The sequence below is a fragment of the Acinetobacter sp. NIPH 2699 genome (genome assembly GCF_022549355.1).
GTDB lineage: Bacteria > Pseudomonadota > Gammaproteobacteria > Pseudomonadales > Moraxellaceae > Acinetobacter.
Genome location: NZ_JAKZGL010000016.1, coordinates 54,714 through 76,880, shown reverse-complemented (window position 1 = coordinate 76,880; position 22,167 = coordinate 54,714). Strand labels below are relative to the sequence as shown.

Below are 22,167 nucleotides of genomic sequence, written 5' to 3'. Positions count from 1 at the left end.
CAAGGTCAATATTACGATCAAGAAACAGGATTGCACTATAACCGTTACCGATATTATGAGCCACATAGTGCAAGATATGTGAGTAAAGACCCGATTGGGTTAAATGGGGGAATGAATACTTCTGCTTATGTAAGTGATCCGAATTATTCAACCGATCCATATGGGCTTTCTCCTGATATTACAATTCCTGGATTAAAAGGAGATCCAAGGATGAAAGATCGGACTCCATTGGTTCAAGCAACTGATAGAGCATTGAATGGAACAAGTGCTAACGCTAGTGCTGCACTAGGGCTAGGTATCACACATAGTACAACTTATGCAGGTGGGGGGCGTGCTGTGCATTCTACAGGACGAACTTTAGGTTTAGGTGTTTCTGCAAGTACAACACGAGATATACTTAGTGTTGGGAATAAACCTGATGGTAGATATATAGAGGCTTGCGGAGGAATTGGTGCAAATTGGTTTGGTCAAATTTGCGGTGGTTATTCATGGTCTGGTAAGACATTTTATGGTGTTATAAAAGGTGGAAGTGGTGCAGGAGCTGGTATAGGAGTCACTGATGGATGGCAGAACACCTCAGATTATATGCCAGAACAACCAATATATACTATTCCACCAGAAAAAATGCCAATTATTCCAGCCCAGCCTTTTAATTTCCCAAGGTTTTAAATATATGGAAATATTGTTTTATTTAAGATGGGTTGTGGTTTTTTTATTTATATTCACATTTATATTGATGATATATTTGCTGTATAGGTATTATATTTTCAATAACTTAGCAAGTGATGTGTGGAATTTTTTTTCAAAGAGTAATGGCTTTAACGGAGTAATGAGAGATATTGTTTTTAGAAAGAAAAATAATAACCAGAAAATTACTAAGCTAATTATTTTAGTGTATTGGCTTGTTGGTTTGTTTCTTTGCTTGAGTATTTGGAGTGTTGGTTATTATGAAGTCAATTTTATATAGTCTTATAAGTTGTTTTTTAATGGTGGAAACTACTTATGCATGTGAAAAAATTGAATATTCTGATCAAATTAAAAATTATAATTTTGATATAAATATTTCAAGTATTCAAGGGGATTTTAAAAAAGTTGATGATTTAATTTATAAGTTACCTGATGGATTTTATAAGGAATATATTTTAGGTGTAAGCTTTTTAGATGGTAAAAGAAAGTTAATAGATTTAAAAAAAGCTGAAAATCATTTGAAAAAATCTGCTAGGTATTGCTTCTCACCTGCACATTATTCTTTGGGATATTTGTATTATATAGCAGGTGCACTAGAAGATTCTAAGAAATGGTTGCTTTCGGCACAGAATCTTGGAGATAGTTTAGCTGCATATCAGTTGGGTTTAATATATAAAAAAGAAAATAATCCTGAAAAGATGTTGGAAAGCTTAGAGTTTTCTGCAAGAAATGATTTTACACCCTCAATTACAGAGTTGGGTGTACAGTTTTATGATGGTGATCTTGTGAGAAAAGATTTTATAAAAGCATTTAAATATTTCGAGAAGGCGGCCTCTAAAAATGATTCATTAGCTCAGAATAATTTAGGATGGATGTATGAAAAAGGAGAAGGTGGAATTAATAAAAATAAGGAAAGAGCTTTATATTGGTATAAGACAGCTTATGATAATGGTTTTTTAGGAGCAGCTGAAAACTATAATAGGCTATTAATTGAAAAGTAATAAATCGATAGTAAGAAAAATTAAAATAGATTAGGAAGTGAAGATTTAAATACAGAAAACCAAGCACTATCTCTATGAACCGGATAGCTTTGTTGCATTAACAAGCAAGATAAAAAAGTTTTATCGACTGATTGAAACACCACCTGATTATGGTGAATATCAAAGCAAACCTTATTCGGTTCATAAAGATTCTGTGTGGCGTAATGATCGCTGTAAAAATCGAGTTAATTTAGGACAGATTAATTTTTATCGTTGCGCTACTTTAAAGACTGTAGAGTTGAGGCGAAATGCGAAGGTGAGTGTAAGAAAAGAAGGGATGAAGAAATGAAAAGATTACAGGAGCTTGGCGAGAGATATCAAAAAGAAAACCCTGTTTATTTAAACGTACCTCCGAGTTCTCAATGGTTTCCGTCAAGTTTTTAATTTTTTGGAGTCTGTAAATGAAGTTTTCTTATTCTATTTTTTTAACCTTATTGCTGGTAAGTGGTTGTAGTAATGGTACATCAACGCACAAGATTCCTGATGCAGAGAAAATTGAATCAAGTGAAAAAAACTCCTATCAAAAAGCAAAGAAATATTCTGAAGCTGGCGATAACCAAAACTATTTAAAATTTTTAGAAGTATCTGCTGAAAGTGGGGATGTAATTGCCCAAAATGAATTGGCTGGATTATATGCATTTGGTGATGGTATACCAAAAAGTGGAGAGAAATTCATTTATTGGTCGGAGTTAGCTGCATCTAAAGGATACTCGCTTGCTCAGCTGAATTTAGGCACAGCCTATTTTTTTGGAACTAATGGAGTAACTCAAGATTTGGTAAAAGCGGAAAAGTGGCTAACACTTGCTGCAAGTAATAATGAAGAAATTGCTAAAAATTATTTACGGCAAATAAAGAATAATGAAATACCAGATGCATCAATACCAGATGATATAAAACTTCTTATGGAGAGTGATAAGTAGTTTGGTCTATTTACTCAAACTGACTTTGCCCCTATGAAGCGTATTCTATATAGCTTGGGGCTTTTCTAGCCTGTTAATAAATATGCTAATGGTCTAACCTAATGAGAGATACGATGAGGTTAGTTAAATGACTTGTTTAGTTATCAAATAAGTGTTTTGAGAGATAATAGTCATTCAAAATTAAATTTTAAGAGATTGCATAAGAATGCTGAAAAAGAAATTATTGGTGAGTCTCGCTGTAAGTATATGTATTACTGCTTGTAATGCTTCAAATACATCATCTGATTTAAATATGACATTTGAACAAGCTGAGCAGTTAAGATCACAAGCAGAAGCTGCGCCATCAAACTCTGATGAAAAGAAAGAATATTATAAAAGACTCGAACCTATTTATGAAAATTTGGCAAAAGAGGGTAATAGTGATGCTCAACTAATATTGGCTGATATTTATTTTAAAGCGCTGAGTGGAACTTATGATGCTAAAAAATCATTTGAGTGGACAAAAAAATCGGCAGATAATGGAAATGTCTCCGCTATGTATAATACTGGTTTTAAGTACTACACTGGAACTGGAGTTCAAAAAAGTATAGAAAATGCAAAAAAATATTATCTTAAAGCTGCTAAGTTGAATGATGTTGATGCAATGGGCTCTATAGGCTCTATTTATATTGAAGAAGGAAATATTGAAGAAGGGTTAAATTATTTAAAAAGTGCAGCCGAAAAAAATGATGCTCTTTCACTATTTGAGTTAGGGTTGATATATTGCGAAGGTGTGGTTGTTAAACAAGACTATAAAATTTGTAATAATTACTGGGAAAAATCTGCATCATTAAATAATGCTGAGGCTGCTTTAAATTTGGGTATTAATTTGATAAATAGTAATGGTATCACTAAAGATGTGGATCGAGCTATTAAGTATTTTGAATTAGCTAGTAAAATGAGTAAAGGACAAGCATCTTATAACTTAGGGGTCATATATTCATCTCCAGATTATAATAAGTTAAATGAAAGTTTATCTCAATTTTACTTTAATAAAGCATATGAGCAAGGCATCTCAAGTGCTAAAGAAAAGATAAAACAGTAAGTATTCAAATAATTTTCTGTAATTTATAAGAGATAGTATAATAATGCTCAAAAATAAAGTTCTGTTTATTTCCGCTATAAGCATTGTTATATGTAGCTTAATTGCTTGTACAAATTTGAATAAACAGGACAAGTTCCCTACGCTCGAGGAAGAGTGTAAATTAGCAGGAAGTAGCAGTAAGCAGTGTGAAATTTTGAATTTAAAAGATCTATCTTTAGATGAAAAAGAGAATCTAATGGGATGGGTCTATCTAAATGGATTAGATAATATCAAGCCTAATTATGATAAAGCCTACTATTGGTTTGAAAAGGCCGAAAAATCCAATAACCATGAAGCTATAAACTCTTTAGGCATGATTTACTTTGTTGGTTTAGGAAAAGATAAGGATTTTCAGAAGGCTGAGGAATATTTTTTAGAAGCAAATAAGTATGGTAACAAAGATGCTAAATTGAACTTAGCAGAATTATATAGAATTAAGGATTTTGGTCGATCACCAGATTTTGAAAAAGCAGAGAGTTGGTATTTATTAGGAGTCCAAGATAATCCTTCACGGGCATATGAAGGTTTGTCAAAAATGTACTTGGATCAAGAAAACTATGAAAAAGCATTTGTTTTTTCTGAAAAATCTGCTGAACTAGGTAATCCTGAAGCCCAATATAATTTAGGGGTTTTCTTTGAGCAAGGTGTATATGTAAAAAAAGATAAAATGCAAGCTGAATATTGGTATGAAAAAGCAGCTAAGCAAGGACATCTGAACGCAATTAATAATTTAAATATTCTTAGACAAAAATAAATGGTGAGGCTTCATTATGTAATCATTTTTATCATAATGAAGCTTTATTTTCTGGGGGGATTACCGCATAGCTCGTCTTTTTCTCAACCATTTAGCATGGTTATAGGTCGCCCTTGTTTTATCTCTATCAGTATGTGATAGCTGTTTTTCGATCCAACGATCATCGCTACCTAATTTATTGAGATATGTAGGTATTGAGTTGTCCGCAAGAGATAAAACAATTTATGAATCTGTTAAAATTACGCTAATGTGAGACGGACTTTTTCCTGTCTCAAAAGCTCATATTCTTGAATAGACCTTTTTAATTGATTAATTGGAAGATAGAACTCATCTTTAAAGCCTAATTTCTTCATAAAAGCTTGGCAATCCTGATTTGGACATTCTATTTCTAAATATTCATATCCCAATTTTTCACCAAAAAGGCAGAGCTCCTTCAGTAAAGCAGTTCCATAACCATTTTTGTTTTTCCTAAATCCAATACGAGCCACAACAATATATTTCTTATCTTTATGGACGGCATAGGCATATTTTCCGAACCGTAGATAAAGATCAATTAAACTTTTATTCAATGCAATATTTACTCTTGGTTGAGGCATTTTTCTAATTAATTCTGGAGATGAAATCCTCATTCTTGAATATCCGAATTGTTCTGTGGCAAATCTTCGGATTAAACATGAGATTTCATTTTGTTCTTCAAGTCCAATTAGGTCATCTTTTTCTGATTGTTGGAAAGCTTCTGTATTCATTTTTACTCCACAAACTAGAACTCTAATAATTATTAGCAATATTTGTAACACTACACCAATTTTACACCAAGGTTTATTTATCTTGTTTTAAGTTGTTGTAATTTAATTAATATTTTTATTAATTCATCCAATCCATCATTGGGGCAACACTGATTCGTGGGTTTGAAATTGTTTCAATGGTTTGGTTCAGCGTCATTAAAAATCATACCTTTGGTTCAGTGTTAAATAGCCTATTTACATTCGGAACAAGCAACAATTTGGCCACATCAATCCGTCTTTATAACCAAACCCTTTGCAGTTATTTTGTCAATTCCACGACAAACACTAGATATTTTATGAGACAACACGCAAAGCACTCATCAAGTCGAAGCAGATGTCATAATAAATAGCTATTTGGATAAATTGGGGTGTGGTCGCAGGAAAAAGTGAAGTGTAAATCACCTTACTAAATGATCTAATCAGCAAGGGTGTGCATATTATCATAAAAATAAAATCCGTACATATTGTTAATATGTGCTAATTCGTATATAAGGATATAGGAATATTCAAACGAGAGTTCATTCAAATGAAAGCTTCATTAGATGTGAAGATTTTTCACAATCCAGCGTGTGGAACTTCAAGAAACACCTTGGCATTGATTCGAAATACTGGAATTGAACCGACTGTTATTGAGTATCTTGTGACACCACCGACACGCAGTGAACTGACTAAATTAATCGATGATGCGGGCCTAACGGTCAAAGAAGCGATTCGTAAAAATGTTGATCCTTATCGTGACTTGGCACTGGAACGTGAGGGTTGGACGGATGAACAGCTCATCAACTTTATGCTTGAGCATCCCATTTTGATCAACCGCCCATTTGTCGTGACAGATTTAGGTACTCGCCTTAGTCGCCCTTCTGAAACTGTCTTAGAGATATTGCCATTACCGCAGAAGGGTGCTTTGAGTAAAGAAGATGGTGAACAAGTGATCGATGCCAATGGGAAAAGTATAAAGTAAAAAAATTACTGATTATATGTGGTTATCTGCATATTCAAATAAATAGGATATGAATATGGATCAAGTCAATTTCTTTAAATGCTTATCAGATGAAACCCGCCTTAATATTGTCACTTTAGTGGTGGAGCATAAAGAGTTGTGTGTTTGTGATCTGACGGAAAAATTGCAACTCAGCCAGCCCAAGATTTCAAGACATTTGGCTTTATTGCGTTCATCTGGGTTGCTGCAAGACAGACGACAAAGCCAATGGGTCTATTACAGCATTAATCCGCAGTTACCTGAATGGTGCCATGACATTTTAAATATCGTGGCCACACAGCAAATGGACAATATTGCAATATTAGCCACTCTACCCACACAGAGCTACTGTGAGTAAAACATCATGAAATTTCTTTTTTTATGCACTGGAAATAGTTGTCGCAGTATTTTATCAGAAGTGCTGTTTAACAGCCGTGCACCTGAAGGTTGGGTGGCATATAGTGCGGGCAGTCAGCCATCAGGTCAGGTTCATCTATTGACCATTGAAACTTTGCAAAAATCAGGTCTTTCAATTGATGGTTTGTGGAGTAAAAGCATAGATGATTGTGAACAGTACCACGTTGATGTGGTGATTACCGTTTGTGATTCTGCTGCACAAGAAGCTTGTCCGCTTTATCTTGGAGGGGCAATCAAAGCACATTGGGGCTTGTCCGATCCCTCGCATTTAGAACTGCCGAAGGAAGAAAAATTAAAGGCATTCCAAGAGACAGTGGATCATATCAATCGTCGTCTTGACGCTTTGTTTACCCTAGATATTGCCCAGATGACTCGTCCAGAAATAATTGCCTCAATCAATCAAATCGCACATATCAATTAATTGGATAGAAGATGGCTAAATCAGGATTGTCCTTTTTAGATCGTAACCTCACCCTATGGATTTTTTTGGCAATGGGGTTTGGGGTGGCGATAGGTGTATTTTTCCCGCAGGTCTCTGTCACTTTGGAGCAAATGAGTGTCGATTCCGTCAATATCCCGATTGCGATTGGGTTAATTTTGATGATGTATCCGCCATTGGCAAAAGTCGATTACGCTGCTTTGCCAGAGGTTTTTAAAGATAAGAAAACGCTGACTTTATCTTTAGTACAAAACTGGTTGATCGCACCTGTGTTGATGTTTGCATTGGCCATTATTTTTCTGCATAACTATCCAGAATATATGACGGGTCTTATCCTGATCGGATTAGCGCGTTGTATTGCGATGGTTTTGGTTTGGAATGGTTTGGCCTGTGGTGACAACCAGTACGTTGCTGCACTGGTTGCATTTAATAGTATCTTCCAGATTCTGTTCTTTAGTAGCTACGCTTGGTTATTCCTGACTTTCTTACCGCCGTATTTCGGTGTGGCAGGACAAGTGATTGATGTCGATTTCTGGACCATTACCCATGCTGTCTTGGTTTATTTAGGTATTCCATTTTTATTGGGTTTCTTAACACGTTTGATCTTAGTCAAATCAAGAGGTTTGGATTGGTATCAAAATAGGTTTTTGCCTAAGATTAGTCCGTTAAGTTTGCTGGCATTACTGTTTACGATTGTGGCGATGTTTAGCCTAAAAGGCAGTGATGTGGTGAGCTTACCTTTCGATGTCATCCGTATCGCGATTCCGTTGACGATTTATTTTGTGGTGATGTTCTTTATCAGTTTCTTTATGAGTAAGTGGATGGGGAATGATTATCCTAAAACCACTGCGATCTCTTTTACTGCTGCTGGGAATAATTTTGAACTCGCACTTGCGGTTGCCATTGCCACATTTGGCTTGGCATCACCTGTGGCATTTACCACGGTGATTGGTCCATTGGTTGAGGTACCTGTGCTGATCGCATTGGTGAGTGTATCTTTGTGGCTAAGGAAAAAGTATTTTAGCGCAATGTAATAGAGGTGACTTTAATATAGCGATGAATCCTCTCATTGGCTAAGTTTAGAAAAAGTGCAGGCGAACTTTACTCATGCTCAATCAGAAAAATTGACTGGTATATAGCATAAGATTCGCCTTGCTTTGTAGGTAACTTATATCGCACACATCTGTAAAATGTTACGGATTTGAGTCGCTTGAATCTTTGTACCCAAAACACGGTGTTGAACCCAGAATGAGTTCAAGTTTAATGCAGAAGGAGAAGGAAAATAGCATTGCTTAAGCACTCAAAATTTCTATAAAACAATCAATATGTTGTATGAATTTTCATCTAACATAAATCTTATTAAATGCTCAATATGTGATTTTGATCACTATATCTATGTTGCTGAATTAAATTTCAGATTAAATTTTATGTTGTTTAAATTTTTGTTTTATAAAGTAAAATTTAAAACTCTACATTTTTGGTTACAACCTATTAGTCGACAACTCTTGTTTCTATTTGTCATATTCCGCGTGCATAATCTAGCAAAGGTGTCTGCCTATGGTGTCCTTTTTATTTATTGGTTTGATCATTACGATCTTATTTACACCAGGCCCAACGAATACTTTATTGGCTTCATCTGGAGTCCAAATTGGTATTAAACGTTCACTTAAATTAATTCCATCGGAGGTTTTCGGTTATCTTATAGCGATCACAGCATGGGGCTTTTTATTAGAATCAGTTTCCCATTTTGTTTCTTGGCTACCGCCTTTATTAAAATTGTTTAGTGCCGCTTTTATTATTTATTTAGCAGTGAAGTTATGGATAACCTCAACCAAAGAGATTGACCTAAACCAACCGCTTATTACGTCTAAAGCATTATTTGTAGCAACATTACTAAACCCTAAAGCTATATTATTTGCTTCAGCTATTTTTCCTCAAACGGCTTGGCTCGTGCCACAGCAATATTTTATCCATATGGGGCTTTTTCTATCGCTGATTACACCAATCGCATTTTTATGGATCGCTTTTGGAACAATGTTAATTTCCAATAAAATCTCTTGGTTGAATCAACGTAATTTACAACGCACAGCTGCTTACATTTTAGCTTTTTTTGCTATGCCATTGGCTTTTTCGGCAATTACATCATTCTAGCTTGATCTTGGCTGTGTGTTTTTCAAATTTACAATGGGAGTTATCTAGTGAACAATATAAAAATCAAAGTGAAGGACCAATTTGAAGTTGAAAATGTGGCGGTTGCCTTAATTAGAAAGGTAAATGATTCAGAAACGCCTTTATTCAAACGAATAGAGCATATTGAGATTGAAGGTGAGATCCTCCTGCCAAACATGGAGTTACTCTATGAGAATCCCAAAAATGGGCGTATCTACAGATTCATAGAAGTAGACTCCGCGTAATGTGGGTACTGAGATCGCTTCATTTGAAGCGGTCTCATGGCTTTTGCGTCTTTATGATTGAGAGATGGAAGGCATAGCTGAGTATAAAAATAAAAAAGCTCAATATCACCCTTTAGCAATGATTACGACCCGCTGAATTTTTATATAGAATCTCAGCCATTTTAGGCGTTGCTCAAATAAAAAGGTTTGGTTAAAAAAACAACTATGGTGTGAGTTCCGAATGCTTATTTTTTATTCATTATTTTATCTTTATACAATTTCCATAAATTACACAAAATTACATAAATTATAATGCTATGATTTTTAATGATTTAAAAAAATGATTCGCAATAAAATCATTCTTATTCAAACTATTTCATATCAATTGATTTGAAGAAAAAATATTCACTACCTATAATGATTTCTACTCAAGGTATCGGGAAATAAATGTACTTGGCGTCAAGGTGATGCGCAAAGAAATAGCGCGGTGATGTTTTATTAAAATACAGACAACATCATGTACAACGTACTACAATAGTGTGTTTAGCTTTTTTTGTGCGTGATTGAGATGGATGATGCTGTTCGTGTTTTACAAAGTGTTCGGCGGATTGAGCAATGTGTGGAGTTATACTCCAAACGGTTGTCTCAGCTTCACCAAATCACAACACCGCAACTCGTTGCACTGATGACCATTGCAAAAATTGGCCCATGCAGTATGTCTGCGATTGGCAAAGCAATTTTTGTGAGTCCAAGTACCGTTGTTGGAATCATTGATCGTCTAGAGGAAAAAGGCTTGGTCTTGCGTATGAGGGATATGCAAGACCGTCGACATGTACGTGTCAGCCTGACGTCTAAAGGCGAACAATTATTAGATCAATCACCGTCTGCGTTACCTGAAGGTTTTTCACTGGCTTTACAAGCTTTGACCAATGATGAGAGACAACATCTTATTGTTTCATTAGAGCGGTTTGCCCAGTTACTTGAGGCAAAAGTTCCAAATTAAATCCAGTTGAAAATAGGGCAATACAGATTATCAATGTGATTGTTATTCAATGACATGCGTAGATACTATCCTGATACCACACTTATAACTTGAGTATGCCGAGTATGGAAATACAAAAGGAGATAGCGTGGAAGCTTTATCAAGACAGTCAATTCGCTTGACTAAACAATCAATTATTCATCAGCTGAATCAATGCAGCGTTCGTAATTTTAAACCTAAAGATGTACGTGAAGTACACGCTTTGATTCAGTCCTGTCCATCTTTGGATCTCAACTCACTCTATGCTTATGCTCTACTTGCTGAGCATCACACTGATACTTGCTTTGTGGCTTATAATCATAAAGGGGACATCTCAGGTGTTGTTACGGGTTATATTTGCCCAGAAGAGCCTGATACTTACTTCCTTTGGCAAATTGCGGTCTCGCCCAGTGAACAAGGAAATGGGATTGGTTCCTTGCTCCTTGATAACGTAAAACAACAATGCTTAGAATCCCGCCAATTAAAACGTCTAAAAACAACAATTTCTCCAAGCAATAAAGCCTCTCAAAATCTTTTCCGTAGTTTTGCATCTCGTTTTGATGTTGATTGTAAAGTCAGCCCCTTTTTATCAAAGCAAGCCTTGCAACCCTTACAGCCCGAACAATTCGACACCCAGCATGAGCCAGAAGACTTATACACAATTGGTCTTTGGGATTGGGATTGAGCCGTATTTAAGACATTTATTCCTTTTAAATTAATTTGGAGTTATTCATGAATATTTTCAGTCGATTGGAGTCTGAAGTTCGAGGTTATATCCATTCTTTTCCGACTATATTCAAAACTGCAAAAAATGCAGTTCTAGTGGATGAGAATGATAAATCTTATATTGATTTTCTCGCGGGTGCGGGCACATTGAATTATGGGCACAATCATCCTGTGCTGAAACAGGCTGCAATTGATTATTTGATGCAAGACGGCATTGTGCATGGCTTGGATATGGCAACTTCTGCAAAAAAGGCTTTTATAGAGACATTTGAGCAATATGTTTTAAAGCCGCGTACTTTAAATTATAAGTTGCAGTTTACGGGGCCAACAGGAACCAATGCTGTAGAAGCGGCAATTAAGTTGGCTCGTAATGTCACCAAGCGTCACAATATTATTGCATTTACCAATGGTTTTCATGGGGTGAGCTTAGGCGCCTTGGCATTAACAGGAAATCAGAAGTTTCGTGAAGCTGCGGGTGTCGCTCTGGGCAATGTCCATCATGCGGCTTATGCGGGCTATTTTGGTCAAGATGTCGATACCATTGCGATGCTGAATAAGCTTTTAACCGATCGCAGCAGTGGGATTGATCTGCCAGCCGCAATCATTGTTGAGTGTGTACAAGGCGAAGGCGGCTTAAATTCAGCCAGTATTGATTGGCTGAAGCGACTTTCTGCCTTGTGTAAACAGCATAAAATTTTATTGATTGTCGATGATATTCAAGCAGGTTGTGGCCGTTCAGGTCATTTCTTTAGTTTTGAAAAAGCGGAGATCACACCAGATATCGTGACGCTGTCTAAATCTTTGTCAGGCTTTGGTTTGCCAATGTCTTTGGTTCTCTTTAAGCCAGAATTAGATATCTGGCGTCCGAGCCAGCACAATGGCACATTCCGTGGCAATAATTTAGCTTTTGTCACAGCGACTAAAGCGATTCAGCACTTTTGGGCGGATCAAAGCTTCCAAACAGAATTGGTGCAGAAGTCTGAGTTGGTGAGCCTTCGATTACAAGAGATCGTAAAGAAATTTCCAGCAGCAGAACTCACCCATCGTGGTCGTGGCTTGATGCAAGGTATCGCATTTAAAAATCCAGACTGGGCAGATGAAGTAACAACACAAGCGTTCCAACTTGGTTTGGTGATTGAAACTTCGGGGAGTCGTGGTGAGGTGGTGAAATTACTACCGCCATTGACGATTGAACCTGAGATCCTAGAGCAAGGGATTGCGTTGTTAACACAGGCGATTGAACATGTGGTTCAGGTCTATACGCAAGCCCATTTATCACAAGCGAAAACAAAACTGACAGTTAAAGTACAAGGAGTGGTTTCATGATCGTACGCCAATTACAGGATATTCTAAATACTGATCGTGATGTGCAAACGGAAACGTGGGCAAGTCGCCGTTTATTATTACGCGAAGACGGTATGGGCTTCTCGATGCATGAAACCACTATTTTTGCAGGGACAGAGACGCATATTTGGTATAAGAACCATTTAGAAGCTGTGTATTGTGTCAAAGGTGAGGGCGAAATTGAGCTTATTCCGTCTGGGGAAGTTTATAAAATTACCCCGGGAACGCTGTATGCCTTGGACCAGCATGACAATCATTACTTGCGTGCTAAAACCGATTTGGTTTTGGTGTGTACCTTCAATCCTGCTTTGGTGGGTAATGAGGTTCATGACAAGGATGGCGTTTATGCAACGCCAGAACAGATGATCAAGCAGACTGAGGAGGAAGCGTAACCGTGCAAATGAGTAACCCTTACCTGACTCGAAGAAGTGATGCGGCTGCAATCATTTCACGCGCAGATCCTGTGGTTTATCAACAAGACGTCGTTCAAGGCGCAACAGAACAGCAAAAACAGGATTATACAAAAAATGGCTTTTTGCAAATTGATCAACTGTTTAGTCCTGAAGAAGTGCAGCATCTACTGAGCGAGTTGCATCAAATGCGCCAAGACTTTGCTGTACAGCAACGCCCTGAAGCAATTATTGAGCGTGAAAGCCAAGAAGTACGTTCGATTTTTAACGTACATCGTTTGAATGATGTATTTAAAAATCTAGTCTCCGATGAGCGAGTGTTAAACATTGCTCGATCATTGCTGGGAAGTGATGTCTATATTCATCAGTCGCGGATTAATTATAAACCCGGCTTACATGGCAAAGAATTTTTTTGGCATTCTGACTTTGAGACTTGGCACAGTGAAGACGGCATGCCGAGAATGCGTGCTTTAAGCTGCTCAATTTTATTGACGGATAATGATGAGCATAATGGGCCACTTTTGGTGATTCCTGGTTCGCATCAGCACTATATTTCTTGTCAGGGCGAGACACCTGATGAACACTATAAAAAGTCGCTGAAAAAGCAAGAATATGGCGTGCCCGATGGTAGCCTATTACGTTATCTAGCCGATATGGGCGGGATACACTCGTGTACAGGTTTTGCGGGTAGTGTGGTGTTCTTTGACTGCAATTTGATGCATGGTTCAAACAGTAATATCACTCCATTCCCACGCAGTAATATTTTCTTTGTTTATAATAGTATCGACAATCAATTACAGCAGCCAATAGGTGGGCTTAAACCTCGGCCAGAATTTGTTGCGGCGCGAGAGGATATTGTTGCGATCGAAGCGAATAACTTAAGACTTTAAACGCTATCCTTATATAAATGCCAAGAAGATGATTCTTCTTGGCATTTTTCGTTTAGGGTGAAATGGTTTTGGATGAAACCAGCTTGTCCAAGAAACTAAAGAACATACATGCCAGAACTAAACTTAGACCAACCAAACAGGTCATGCTCCAACCCCCATGATTCCATGAGAAAATTCCTAATGCAGAACCACAGGCACCGCCAATAAAATAGGTGGTCATATAGATCGCATTGATCCGTGATTTGGCATCAGGACGTAAACGGAAAATAATGCTTTGATTGCTGGTATGAACAAGCGCTAAAGCCAATTGGATCAGTGCGAAGCCAAGAATATAACTGAATAAATAAGTCTGACCATAATAGAAGCAGACCCAACTCACGATAAATAAACCGCAGCCCATCCATGTCAATTGTTGGGTATAGCCTCGATCTGCATATTTACCTATATATTGTGTCGAGAGCGCACCAAAGATACCGACCAATCCAACCATACCAATCAACAGATCAGACAGGTGATGTGCCGAAGCCAAAAGTAAGGCAATGGTAGAAAACAAAATACTGACAGCAGCAAAAGCAAATCCACCTGAAAGCGCACGTAATAAGAGTCGTTTTTCTTGTTTCAGGAGTTGTGCCATGGAGGCAAACACTTGCCCATAATTCATTTTCATCCGCATCACATACGGTAAGCGACTTTTTAAGGCATAAGCCAAAATCAGCATCAATACACCACTGACTGCATAAATCATTTTCCAGTGAAATAAGTTGGAAAATAACCCTGCCAAACTGGTCGACAGGAGAATCCCGACGAGTAATCCACTCATCAGAAAGCCAACCACTTCGCCTGTTTTTTCAGGTTGTACCGTCATCGTTGCGAGTGGAATAAGGATTTGTGCAGCAACCGAGAATAAACCTGCTAGCACTGTTCCAAGCCATAACATCGGCAAATTCACCGAAAAAGCACTAATAAATAAGCCGACTGCACACAAGCACATCAACAGTGGAATGAACTTGGTTTTATTGACCACATCCCCCATAGGCACAATAAAGAGTAAGCCTAAGGCATAAGAAATCTGCGCAAAAGTGACGGTGAGGGCTGCTTGACCTTCCGTCACAGAAAAGTATTGTTGAATCGAATGAATCAACGGTTGACTATAATAGTTTGCACCTGCACACAAACCACATGCCACAGCCATAAACCAGAGTAGGGCTTTATTTTGACTAATATCTTGGGGGGCAGACATAATTCTCTCTATAACAGGTCTATGCGGTATATGCTGTTGCTTCAATTTCGATTTGCATGTCTTGTAATGCTAAACAGGGTACAGGGATAAGCGTACACACGGGGAAAACATGATTTTTCCACAAACTCTGCATGATGTGAGTCAATTTTTGAAGTTTCTCAGCATCGTGATCGACAACGAGAATGCGTAGAACAGCAATATCTTGGAGTCGAGCTTGGGCTGAAGTTAAAGCATGTTGGATATTATAAAAGACTTGTTGTACCTGTTGGTCAAAATCTTGTGAAAGTTCACCCTCTTTATTTTCACCGCCTTGACCTGCAATGTGAATGATACGCATATGGGGCTGTACAACGGCAACATGGCTGTATCCATTGACACTTGGGTCATACAACGCATCAGGATTGAGCATTTTAAATGCTTGTGTATTGCTTTTATTCATTGCGAAAACACCGTTCGGAAAACTGAGTTATGTTAGTATCAAAGCTCAAGTTAACTAGAGGTCAAGCATATTTTGGAACAAGAAGCATCACAGACGTGGCTCACGATTGGTGAGCTTGCAAAACGTAGCGGGGTCAGTGTTCCCACGATTCGTTTTTATGAAGAAAAAGAATTAATTTGGGGTACTCGAACGACGGGCAATCAGCGCCGTTATCAACGTGCTATGTTAAGACGAATCGCGATTATTAAAGCAGCGCAACAAGTTGGAATTAGCCTTCAACAAATTAAGGACACCTTCAGTACTTTGCCGAAGCAACAAATCGCGACTAAAAAAGATTGGCAAATCATGTCACAGCAATGGCAGGGGCAACTTGATCAGCAAATTATGATGTTATTGCAATTACGGCAACAATTGGATCAATGTATTGGGTGTGGCTGCTTGTCTTTGGAGCAATGTCCTTTAAGAAATCCTGATGACTGTCTGGCAAAAGAGGCGATGGGTGCTCATTTTCAGGAAATTTTATTTTTACTCAGTCAAAAAAATGATGAGCTACGCTAGTTTGTTTAATAGCCGCACCAATTTTGTGCAAAATATCGAATTTTACTGCTAAAAAATAAACAAATATCATTTGAGAAAATGCCAAACTGCGTTTTTACATTTCTTTTTTAATTGTGTTTATTATTTAAGCACCATCTCTGCTCTGAATGGATTGAAGTCTTGATTCAGTCCATTGTAGTAAATTCATCTGAGTCCTTGGATTGATAAAAGTAGCCGAAAAAAACAATAAAAGTTTAAATAAGCCAATCCCCCAAACTCATCGCATGCTTATGATGCCGATTCAAGCAGTTAAATCTGTAGAAGCCTAACTTGAGTGCCATTGATATGTAACGCATTTGAACTAGGTTTATCTATGACGAAGACTGTGATGTAGATTTATTTCAATAGATATCGCTTTGCTATTCAATCACTCATGTAATACAAAGTATAGAAATGGACCGATGTATGTGGATGAGAATGTCATATCATCTTTAATGCGTATAGAAAAGTAGGTTTGTATTATAAAAATCAAACATACCAATCATACAAGTTTTAAACATTAATATGAATCATCAGTTCAAAATATAGGTATTTATTAAATAAATATTGGGTGGAATTTTAAAAAAGTTCCATTAAAATCCTAAGTCTCTACAAAGAATACTCCTGGGGGAAACATTGCGATTCGCGATGTTTACTTAAGAAAAACTAGCTTGAGGAACGCTCATGCAGATCGGAATCCCAACCGAAACTGTCGTCGGTGAAAGTCGTGTTGCTGCAACACCAGAGACAGTGAAGAAGTTGATTAACGCAGGTCATAGCGTTGTTATTGAACGTGGTGCTGGTGTTAAAGCAGCGTACATTGACAGTGCTTATGAACAAGTTGGTGCAGCCATTACGGATGATGCATATACAGGTAGCCAAATTATTTTGAAAGTTCGTGCCCCGAGTGGTGGCGAAATTCAAAAACTTGCGGCGAATACAACTGTAGTCGCAATGTTTGACCCTTACCGCAATCCAGAGTTAGATCAATTTGCTACTCAGCAAGTGTCTGCTTTCGCTTTAGAATTACTTCCACGTACACTTTCACGTGCACAAAACATGGATGTACTTTCTTCTCAAGCAAACTTGGCAGGTTATAAATCTGTATTGTTAGCTGCGGCTGAATATCAACGTATGTTCCCGATGTTAATGACTGCTGCGGGTACTGTAAAACCTGCACGTGTTGTGATTATGGGGGTTGGTGTAGCAGGTCTTCAAGCTATCGCGACTGCAAAACGTTTGGGTGCCATTGTTGAAGCAACTGATTTACGTCCAACCGCTAAAGAGCAAGTTGAGTCTTTAGGTGGTAAATGGTTAGACGTACCGATGTCTGATGAAGAAAAGCAAAAAGCTGCTGATGCTGCCAAGAATGGTTATGGCTGGATGCCGGGTGAGCAATACATCAAAGATCAAGCTGCGATTGTGGATAAAGCGGTATCAAATGCAGATATCGTGATCACAACCGCATTGCTTCCTGGTCGTAATGCACCGCGTTTAATCAAAGCTGAAACTGTTGCCAAAATGAAACCGGGTTCTGTCATTTTAGATATGGCAGTTGAAACGGGTGGTAACGTTGAAGGTTCTAAAGAAGGCGAAACAGTAACGACTGAGAATGGTGTGAAAATTTTGGGTATCCCAAATATTCCAGGCACAGTTGCAACTGAAGCATCTGCATTGTATGCACGTAACGTATTTAACTTCCTTGAAACATTGTTTGACAAAGACAAAGCCTTTGCGATCAATCAAGAAGATGAAATCCACAAAGCGTTACTCGTGACACATGGCGGTCAAGTACTGCTCAAGCGTGGTTAAGGAGAGTTCTCATGGTTGAAACGATTACAATTTTCGTCCTTGCCATCTTCGTAGGTTATTACGTTGTTTGGGGGGTAACGCCTGCGTTACATACACCACTCATGGCTGTAACGAACGCATTGTCTTCAATTATTGTTGTTGGGGCAATGATCCAAACAGTTGGTTTGCCATTTATTGGTGTTGAAGGGTCTGTTCATTTCCAAACGATCAACCCGATTAGCATTTTAGGTGCAATTGCTGTGTTCCTTGCAAGTATTAACATTTTTGGTGGTTTCGCTGTAACAGCGCGTATGCTTGAAATGTTCAAACCGAAGCAAAAGAAAAAAGAGGGCGTGTGATGGAATTTATTCGAGACTATGCGGATTGGTTCTACCTTGTTGGTGCGATCCTCTTTATCTTAACATTACGTGGTTTGTCAGGTCCTAAGACAGCGATTGCGGGTAGTCGCTACGGTATGATTGCAATGGCAATCGCTGTAGCAACCACGTTCTTTGTTGCTGATGGGCCAGTGGTTTGGATGATTGGTCTAGCAATGGTTGCTGGGGCAGTGATTGGTATTACCAAAGCGCGCGCAGTTCCAATGACGCAAATGCCTGAAATGGTTGCATTGATGCACTCATTAGTGGGTTTGGCGGCAGTATTGATTGCGATTGCGACCGTATTAAAAGCGGCTCATTTCGGTCAGTTTGATGCAGCACAGTTGACTTCTGTCAATGAAGCGATGTTGGCTGAAGGGTACACTGCATTTACTGGGTTTAGCAGTACCTATCGTTTTGAATTGTTCGTGGGTTGCTTTATTGGTGCAATTACCTTTACAGCATCTGTATTTGCTTACGGCAAACTTGCAGCAAAGAAATGGGCAAAAACTATTTCAGGTGCATGGGTAAAACCATTACAAGCAGCATTGTTCATTGCGATGCTGGTGTTTGGTGGCGTGTACTTTGCAACAGATAGCTTGACTGCATTTTACATCATGACTGCATTTGCTTTGGCATTTGGTTGGATGTGGATTGCGCCAGTCGGCGGTGGTGATATGCCAGTTGTGGTATCGTTACTGAACTCATTCTCTGGTTGGGCAGCAGCAGGTATTGGTTTCACACTTGAAAACAATATGTTGATCGTTGCGGGTTCACTGGTTGGTTCTTCTGGTGCGATTCTTTCTTACATCATGTGTAAGGCGATGAACCGTTCTATCATCAATGTCTTATTTGGTGGTGCAATGGGTGGCGCAGCAGTTGCGGTTGATAAGGGTGAGCAAGTACAACGTAACTATCGTTCTGGTTCTGCTGATGATGCTGGTTTCTTGATGTCAAATGCGGATAGCGTTGTGATCGTACCGGGTTATGGTATGGCGCAAGGTCGTGCGCAGAATGCGGTTAAAGAGTTGTGTGAAATCTTAAAAGAACAAGGTGTAAAAGTTCGTTTTGCGATTCACCCAGTTGCTGGTCGTATGCCTGGTCATATGAACGTATTGTTAGCTGAAGCAGATGTTGCGTATGAAGACATCTTAGAGATGGATGAGATTAACTCAGACTTCCCTGCAACTGACGTTGTTCTTGTTATTGGTGCAAACGACGTGGTTAACCCTGCGGCGAAAGATGATCCGACTTCACCGATTTATGGTATGCCGATTCTTGAGGCGCATAAAGCACGTACAATCATGGTGATCAAGCGTTCTATGGCAACAGGTTATGCTGGTCTAGATAATGACTTGTTCTACAATGAAAAAACCATGATGGTTTTTGGTGATGCGAAGAAAGTGGTTGAAGATATGACGAAAGCAATCAATGGTGGTGGTCACTAATCTGACCCTGGTAGGATTGTAAAAGCCACCTTCGGGTGGCTTTTTTATTGCTATTTGTTTGATTAAAGATACTTTTCTATAAGGCCCATTGATTGTGCATAAAGATCACGTGCAAGTTGCTGGTTTTTAGCATGAGAAGATTTCCAGTCGGGCATATGTGCACTCACATATTCTCCATTGCGGTTTTCCCATTCATCGCCAATCGCCATTTGAGTAATGAGTTTGGCTGGAACAGAGGTCGGCACTAAGCCAATTTTCATCACTTCATAAACAGGTTTTGGTAAATCACGATAAATTTCAGAAGCGACACCACCTGGGTGTAGGGCATTGTTGGTGATGGTACTGCTTGCCATCTGTTCAGCTAATGCATTACTGAATAGTAAGTTTGCGAGTTTAGATTGGCCATAATAAAACAGAGGGTTGTAGAAACCTTCTGCACGAAATTTGTTGGGCTTAATTGATCCAGCCCAGTGTGCAATGGAGGCGAGATGGATAATTCGAGCTTTGGGTGCTTGCTGTAAAACTGGAATAAGTTTGTGCGTCAGCAGGAAATGACCGAGGTAATTCACACCAAATTGCTGCTCAAAACCATTTTGTGTGAATTGCTTGGTCTTTGAAAATAATCCAGCATTGTTAATTAAAACATCTAAACTGCCAAAGCGATTGGCAATTTCATCTGCTGCTTGAGTGGTTGAATCGAGGTCGTTTAAATCAAGTGCGACGACATCAACTTGTCCTTGATCCAGTGCACGGAGTTTGTCTTGTGCAACTTGGGCTTTTTCTGGGTTGCGACAAGCCAAGATAACATGCTGTCCTTGCTTAACTAATTGTTCAGCGGTGGAAAAACCAATACCCGTATTTGCACCAGTAATGAGAATCTTCACTTTGTTTACTCCAGTTATGGCTTTTTATAGATTGAGTGTTAAAGCGTTTTTATAATACGTTAGATTTGACAATTTGGCATGTCAGATTTTAAAAAAGATGTATTGGGTCTAATTTGATACAGACATTAAAATAATTGGTAATGGTTAAGACCAAATAAAAAAAACCTGCCATAAAAATGACAGGTTTTTTTGACTTCTAAAATTTATGCGACAGACTCAGGGGCGCGCCATAAACTTTCAAGGTCATAGAATTTACGAGCAGTAGGTAACATGACATGTACAACGACGAAACCTAGGTCAATTAAGATCCATTCAGCGTCTCGTTCACCTTCGACACCGATTGGGCGAAAACCTGCTTTACGTGCTTCATCAGCAACATTATCCGCAAGGGCTTTTACATGACGGGTTGAAGTGCCGCTGGCAATCACAATTGCATCAGCAACATTGCTAATAGAACTGACATCAAGTTCTAAAATATCTTTGGCTTTTACATCAGTAAGGGCTTCATGTACGACTTTTAAACAAGCCTGTACATCGGTGCTTGAAGTTTTGATTTTTAGGTCGTGAGAATTAGAAGCGCTGGGCGATGGTTCTAAATTCATGGGGTGTATATTTTCCTGACAATTACTCATCGTCAAATATACCGTTTTTAACAAAAAAATTCAAATTTTAGCCGTAACAGATTATGTGTTCACATCATTGGAAAAATATTTATTTTTCCATGCAAATGATTGATCTGAATGTGTTTCTGGTCTGTATTCTGCGGCAATTAAACCTTGATAATCACTTTGTAACAACCAGTCAAAGATTTGTTTATAAGGAATATTTCCAGTATCAGGCTCATGGCGACTCGGACAATCCGCAAATTGTATATGCCCAATATGATGAAGATTCTCTTGTAAACCCGCCAAAACATCTTCACCCATCATCGCCATGTGATAGCAATCATATTGCATTTTAAGCGCAGGATGATTCACCGCCTCAAGCATTTCTTGGGCTTGAGCAATATTTTGTATTAAAAAACGGGGCATATCTGTGCCATTGATCATTTCAAAAACAGGCTCGATATCATGTTCTGTGAGCATGTGACACGCGAGTTTAAGATTGCTTGCCAGTGTATTTAAACAAGGAAGTAAATCGGCATCTAAGGGTTGTTTGCCTGCGAGGATGTTAATACGAGGAACATTTAATGCATTGGCATAACTGATAGCAAGTTCCAGTGCTTGATAAAATGTCGTTTCTAATCCGGGAACACCTGCCAAGCCATTACCACCTTGCATCAGATCTCCCGCAGGTGCATTAATGAGACACAAAGAAAGATTGTATTGGTCAAGTTGGGTTTGGATATCAAAAATTTCTAATTCATAGGGGAATTGAATTTCTACATGCTGAAAACCATGTGCATGTGCCAAAGCAAAACGTTCGATCAATGGCACTTCAGTAAAAATCATTGATAAATTGACTGCAAGATGGCTCATATTAAC

General features: G+C 38.4%; 26 protein-coding genes. 20 read left to right on the top strand and 6 right to left on the bottom strand.

Going from position 1 to position 22,167, the window contains the following annotated elements:
• The 5 genes from MMP72_RS13785 to MMP72_RS13765 all read left to right on the top strand — a co-directional run.
• On the top strand, positions 1-669 hold a 669-nt coding region (locus MMP72_RS13785; protein ID WP_241318177.1), incomplete at its 5' end, for an RHS repeat-associated core domain-containing protein.
• Between the two features lie 278 nt (positions 670-947).
• The gene (locus MMP72_RS13780; protein WP_241318175.1) at positions 948-1,688 is read left to right on the top strand and encodes a sel1 repeat family protein; all 741 of its coding nucleotides are present in this window, start codon (positions 948-950) and stop codon (positions 1,686-1,688) included.
• 440 nt (positions 1,689-2,128) lie between these two features.
• Positions 2,129-2,647 (top strand): sel1 repeat family protein, encoded by a 519-nt coding sequence (locus tag MMP72_RS13775; protein WP_241318173.1) that lies wholly within the window; start codon positions 2,129-2,131, stop codon positions 2,645-2,647.
• Positions 2,648-2,852: 205 nt separating this feature from the next.
• Positions 2,853-3,731 carry a tetratricopeptide repeat protein gene (locus MMP72_RS13770; RefSeq protein ID WP_075167385.1) on the top strand — a complete coding sequence of 293 codons (879 nt, stop codon included), beginning with the start codon at positions 2,853-2,855 and terminating at the stop codon, positions 3,729-3,731.
• Positions 3,732-3,774: 43 nt separating this feature from the next.
• Complete coding sequence (locus MMP72_RS13765; RefSeq protein ID WP_241318171.1) at positions 3,775-4,524, top strand: sel1 repeat family protein; 750 nt, start codon at positions 3,775-3,777, stop codon at positions 4,522-4,524.
• A 239-nt stretch (positions 4,525-4,763) separates the two neighbouring features.
• Here the strand turns inward: MMP72_RS13765 and MMP72_RS13760 are convergent, their stop codons facing one another.
• Positions 4,764-5,270 carry a GNAT family N-acetyltransferase gene (locus tag MMP72_RS13760; RefSeq protein ID WP_241318170.1) on the bottom strand — a complete coding sequence of 169 codons (507 nt, stop codon included), beginning with the start codon at positions 5,268-5,270 and terminating at the stop codon, positions 4,764-4,766.
• A 565-nt stretch (positions 5,271-5,835) separates the two neighbouring features.
• Between MMP72_RS13760 and arsC the strand changes: the two genes are divergently transcribed.
• The 11 genes from arsC (at position 5,836) to thpD (ending at position 13,928) form a co-directional block, all read left to right on the top strand.
• Entirely contained in the window at positions 5,836-6,270 is a 435-nt protein-coding gene (gene arsC, locus MMP72_RS13755) for an arsenate reductase (glutaredoxin) (RefSeq protein WP_241318168.1), read from the top strand.
• A gap of 55 nt (positions 6,271-6,325) precedes the next feature.
• Positions 6,326-6,646, top strand: a complete 321-nt coding sequence (locus MMP72_RS13750) for a metalloregulator ArsR/SmtB family transcription factor (protein WP_241318166.1) — start codon at positions 6,326-6,328, stop codon at positions 6,644-6,646.
• 6 nt (positions 6,647-6,652) lie between these two features.
• Positions 6,653-7,126, top strand: a complete 474-nt coding sequence (locus tag MMP72_RS13745) for an arsenate reductase ArsC (RefSeq protein WP_241318164.1) — start codon at positions 6,653-6,655, stop codon at positions 7,124-7,126.
• 11 nt (positions 7,127-7,137) lie between these two features.
• On the top strand, positions 7,138-8,178 hold the full coding sequence (gene arsB, locus MMP72_RS13740) for an ACR3 family arsenite efflux transporter (protein WP_241318162.1): 1,041 nt from the start codon (positions 7,138-7,140) through the stop codon (positions 8,176-8,178).
• 523 nt (positions 8,179-8,701) lie between these two features.
• Positions 8,702-9,295: a LysE family transporter gene (locus MMP72_RS13735; RefSeq protein WP_241318160.1), complete on the top strand. Its 594-nt coding sequence runs from the start codon at positions 8,702-8,704 to the stop codon at positions 9,293-9,295.
• 47 nt (positions 9,296-9,342) lie between these two features.
• A complete protein-coding gene (locus MMP72_RS13730; protein ID WP_241318158.1) occupies positions 9,343-9,558 on the top strand; it encodes a hypothetical protein in 216 nt (71 codons plus the stop codon).
• Positions 9,559-10,105: 547 nt separating this feature from the next.
• Positions 10,106-10,540 (top strand): MarR family transcriptional regulator, encoded by a 435-nt coding sequence (locus tag MMP72_RS13725; protein ID WP_130162835.1) that lies wholly within the window; start codon positions 10,106-10,108, stop codon positions 10,538-10,540.
• A gap of 127 nt (positions 10,541-10,667) precedes the next feature.
• On the top strand, positions 10,668-11,243 hold the full coding sequence (gene ectA, locus MMP72_RS13720) for a diaminobutyrate acetyltransferase (protein ID WP_241318156.1): 576 nt from the start codon (positions 10,668-10,670) through the stop codon (positions 11,241-11,243).
• 47 nt (positions 11,244-11,290) lie between these two features.
• Entirely contained in the window at positions 11,291-12,610 is a 1,320-nt protein-coding gene (gene ectB, locus MMP72_RS13715) for a diaminobutyrate--2-oxoglutarate transaminase (protein WP_241318155.1), read from the top strand.
• Positions 12,607-13,020, top strand: a complete 414-nt coding sequence (locus MMP72_RS13710; RefSeq protein ID WP_241318152.1) for an ectoine synthase — start codon at positions 12,607-12,609, stop codon at positions 13,018-13,020. Before ectB ends, MMP72_RS13710 begins: the two co-directional genes overlap by 4 nt.
• A 2-nt stretch (positions 13,021-13,022) precedes the next feature.
• Positions 13,023-13,928, top strand: coding sequence for an ectoine hydroxylase (thpD, locus tag MMP72_RS13705; RefSeq protein WP_347005579.1), 906 nt, complete (start codon positions 13,023-13,025; stop codon positions 13,926-13,928).
• A gap of 52 nt (positions 13,929-13,980) precedes the next feature.
• On the opposite strand, the gene MMP72_RS13700 is transcribed toward thpD, so the two are convergent.
• Positions 13,981-15,168 carry an MFS transporter gene (locus tag MMP72_RS13700; protein ID WP_241318150.1) on the bottom strand — a complete coding sequence of 396 codons (1,188 nt, stop codon included), beginning with the start codon at positions 15,166-15,168 and terminating at the stop codon, positions 13,981-13,983.
• Between the two features lie 19 nt (positions 15,169-15,187).
• Positions 15,188-15,607 carry a Rid family hydrolase gene (locus tag MMP72_RS13695; RefSeq protein ID WP_241318148.1) on the bottom strand — a complete coding sequence of 140 codons (420 nt, stop codon included), beginning with the start codon at positions 15,605-15,607 and terminating at the stop codon, positions 15,188-15,190.
• Between the two features lie 72 nt (positions 15,608-15,679).
• On the opposite strand from MMP72_RS13695, the gene soxR reads away from it, so the two are divergent.
• The 4 genes from soxR (at position 15,680) to MMP72_RS13675 (ending at position 19,799) form a co-directional block, all read left to right on the top strand.
• Positions 15,680-16,165 carry a redox-sensitive transcriptional activator SoxR gene (gene soxR / locus MMP72_RS13690; protein WP_241318147.1) on the top strand — a complete coding sequence of 162 codons (486 nt, stop codon included), beginning with the start codon at positions 15,680-15,682 and terminating at the stop codon, positions 16,163-16,165.
• Between the two features lie 702 nt (positions 16,166-16,867).
• Positions 16,868-17,995 (top strand): Re/Si-specific NAD(P)(+) transhydrogenase subunit alpha, encoded by a 1,128-nt coding sequence (locus tag MMP72_RS13685; RefSeq protein WP_241318145.1) that lies wholly within the window; start codon positions 16,868-16,870, stop codon positions 17,993-17,995.
• Between the two features lie 11 nt (positions 17,996-18,006).
• Positions 18,007-18,333, top strand: a complete 327-nt coding sequence (locus MMP72_RS13680) for a proton-translocating transhydrogenase family protein (RefSeq protein ID WP_241318143.1) — start codon at positions 18,007-18,009, stop codon at positions 18,331-18,333.
• Positions 18,333-19,799 (top strand): NAD(P)(+) transhydrogenase (Re/Si-specific) subunit beta, encoded by a 1,467-nt coding sequence (locus MMP72_RS13675; protein ID WP_241318141.1) that lies wholly within the window; start codon positions 18,333-18,335, stop codon positions 19,797-19,799. Before MMP72_RS13680 ends, MMP72_RS13675 begins: the two co-directional genes overlap by 1 nt.
• Positions 19,800-19,861: 62 nt before the next feature.
• Here MMP72_RS13675 and MMP72_RS13670 read toward each other — a convergent pair whose 3' ends face one another.
• The 3 genes from MMP72_RS13670 to MMP72_RS13660 all read right to left on the bottom strand — a co-directional run bounded on the left by MMP72_RS13670 (position 19,862) and on the right by MMP72_RS13660 (position 22,161).
• Positions 19,862-20,683, bottom strand: coding sequence for an SDR family NAD(P)-dependent oxidoreductase (locus tag MMP72_RS13670; protein WP_241318139.1), 822 nt, complete (start codon positions 20,681-20,683; stop codon positions 19,862-19,864).
• Positions 20,684-20,886: 203 nt separating this feature from the next.
• Positions 20,887-21,285: a ribosome silencing factor gene (rsfS, locus tag MMP72_RS13665; protein ID WP_004672480.1), complete on the bottom strand. Its 399-nt coding sequence runs from the start codon at positions 21,283-21,285 to the stop codon at positions 20,887-20,889.
• An 81-nt stretch (positions 21,286-21,366) separates the two neighbouring features.
• Complete coding sequence (locus MMP72_RS13660) at positions 21,367-22,161, bottom strand: TIM barrel protein (protein ID WP_241318137.1); 795 nt, start codon at positions 22,159-22,161, stop codon at positions 21,367-21,369.
• Between the last annotated feature and the right edge of the window lie 6 nt (positions 22,162-22,167).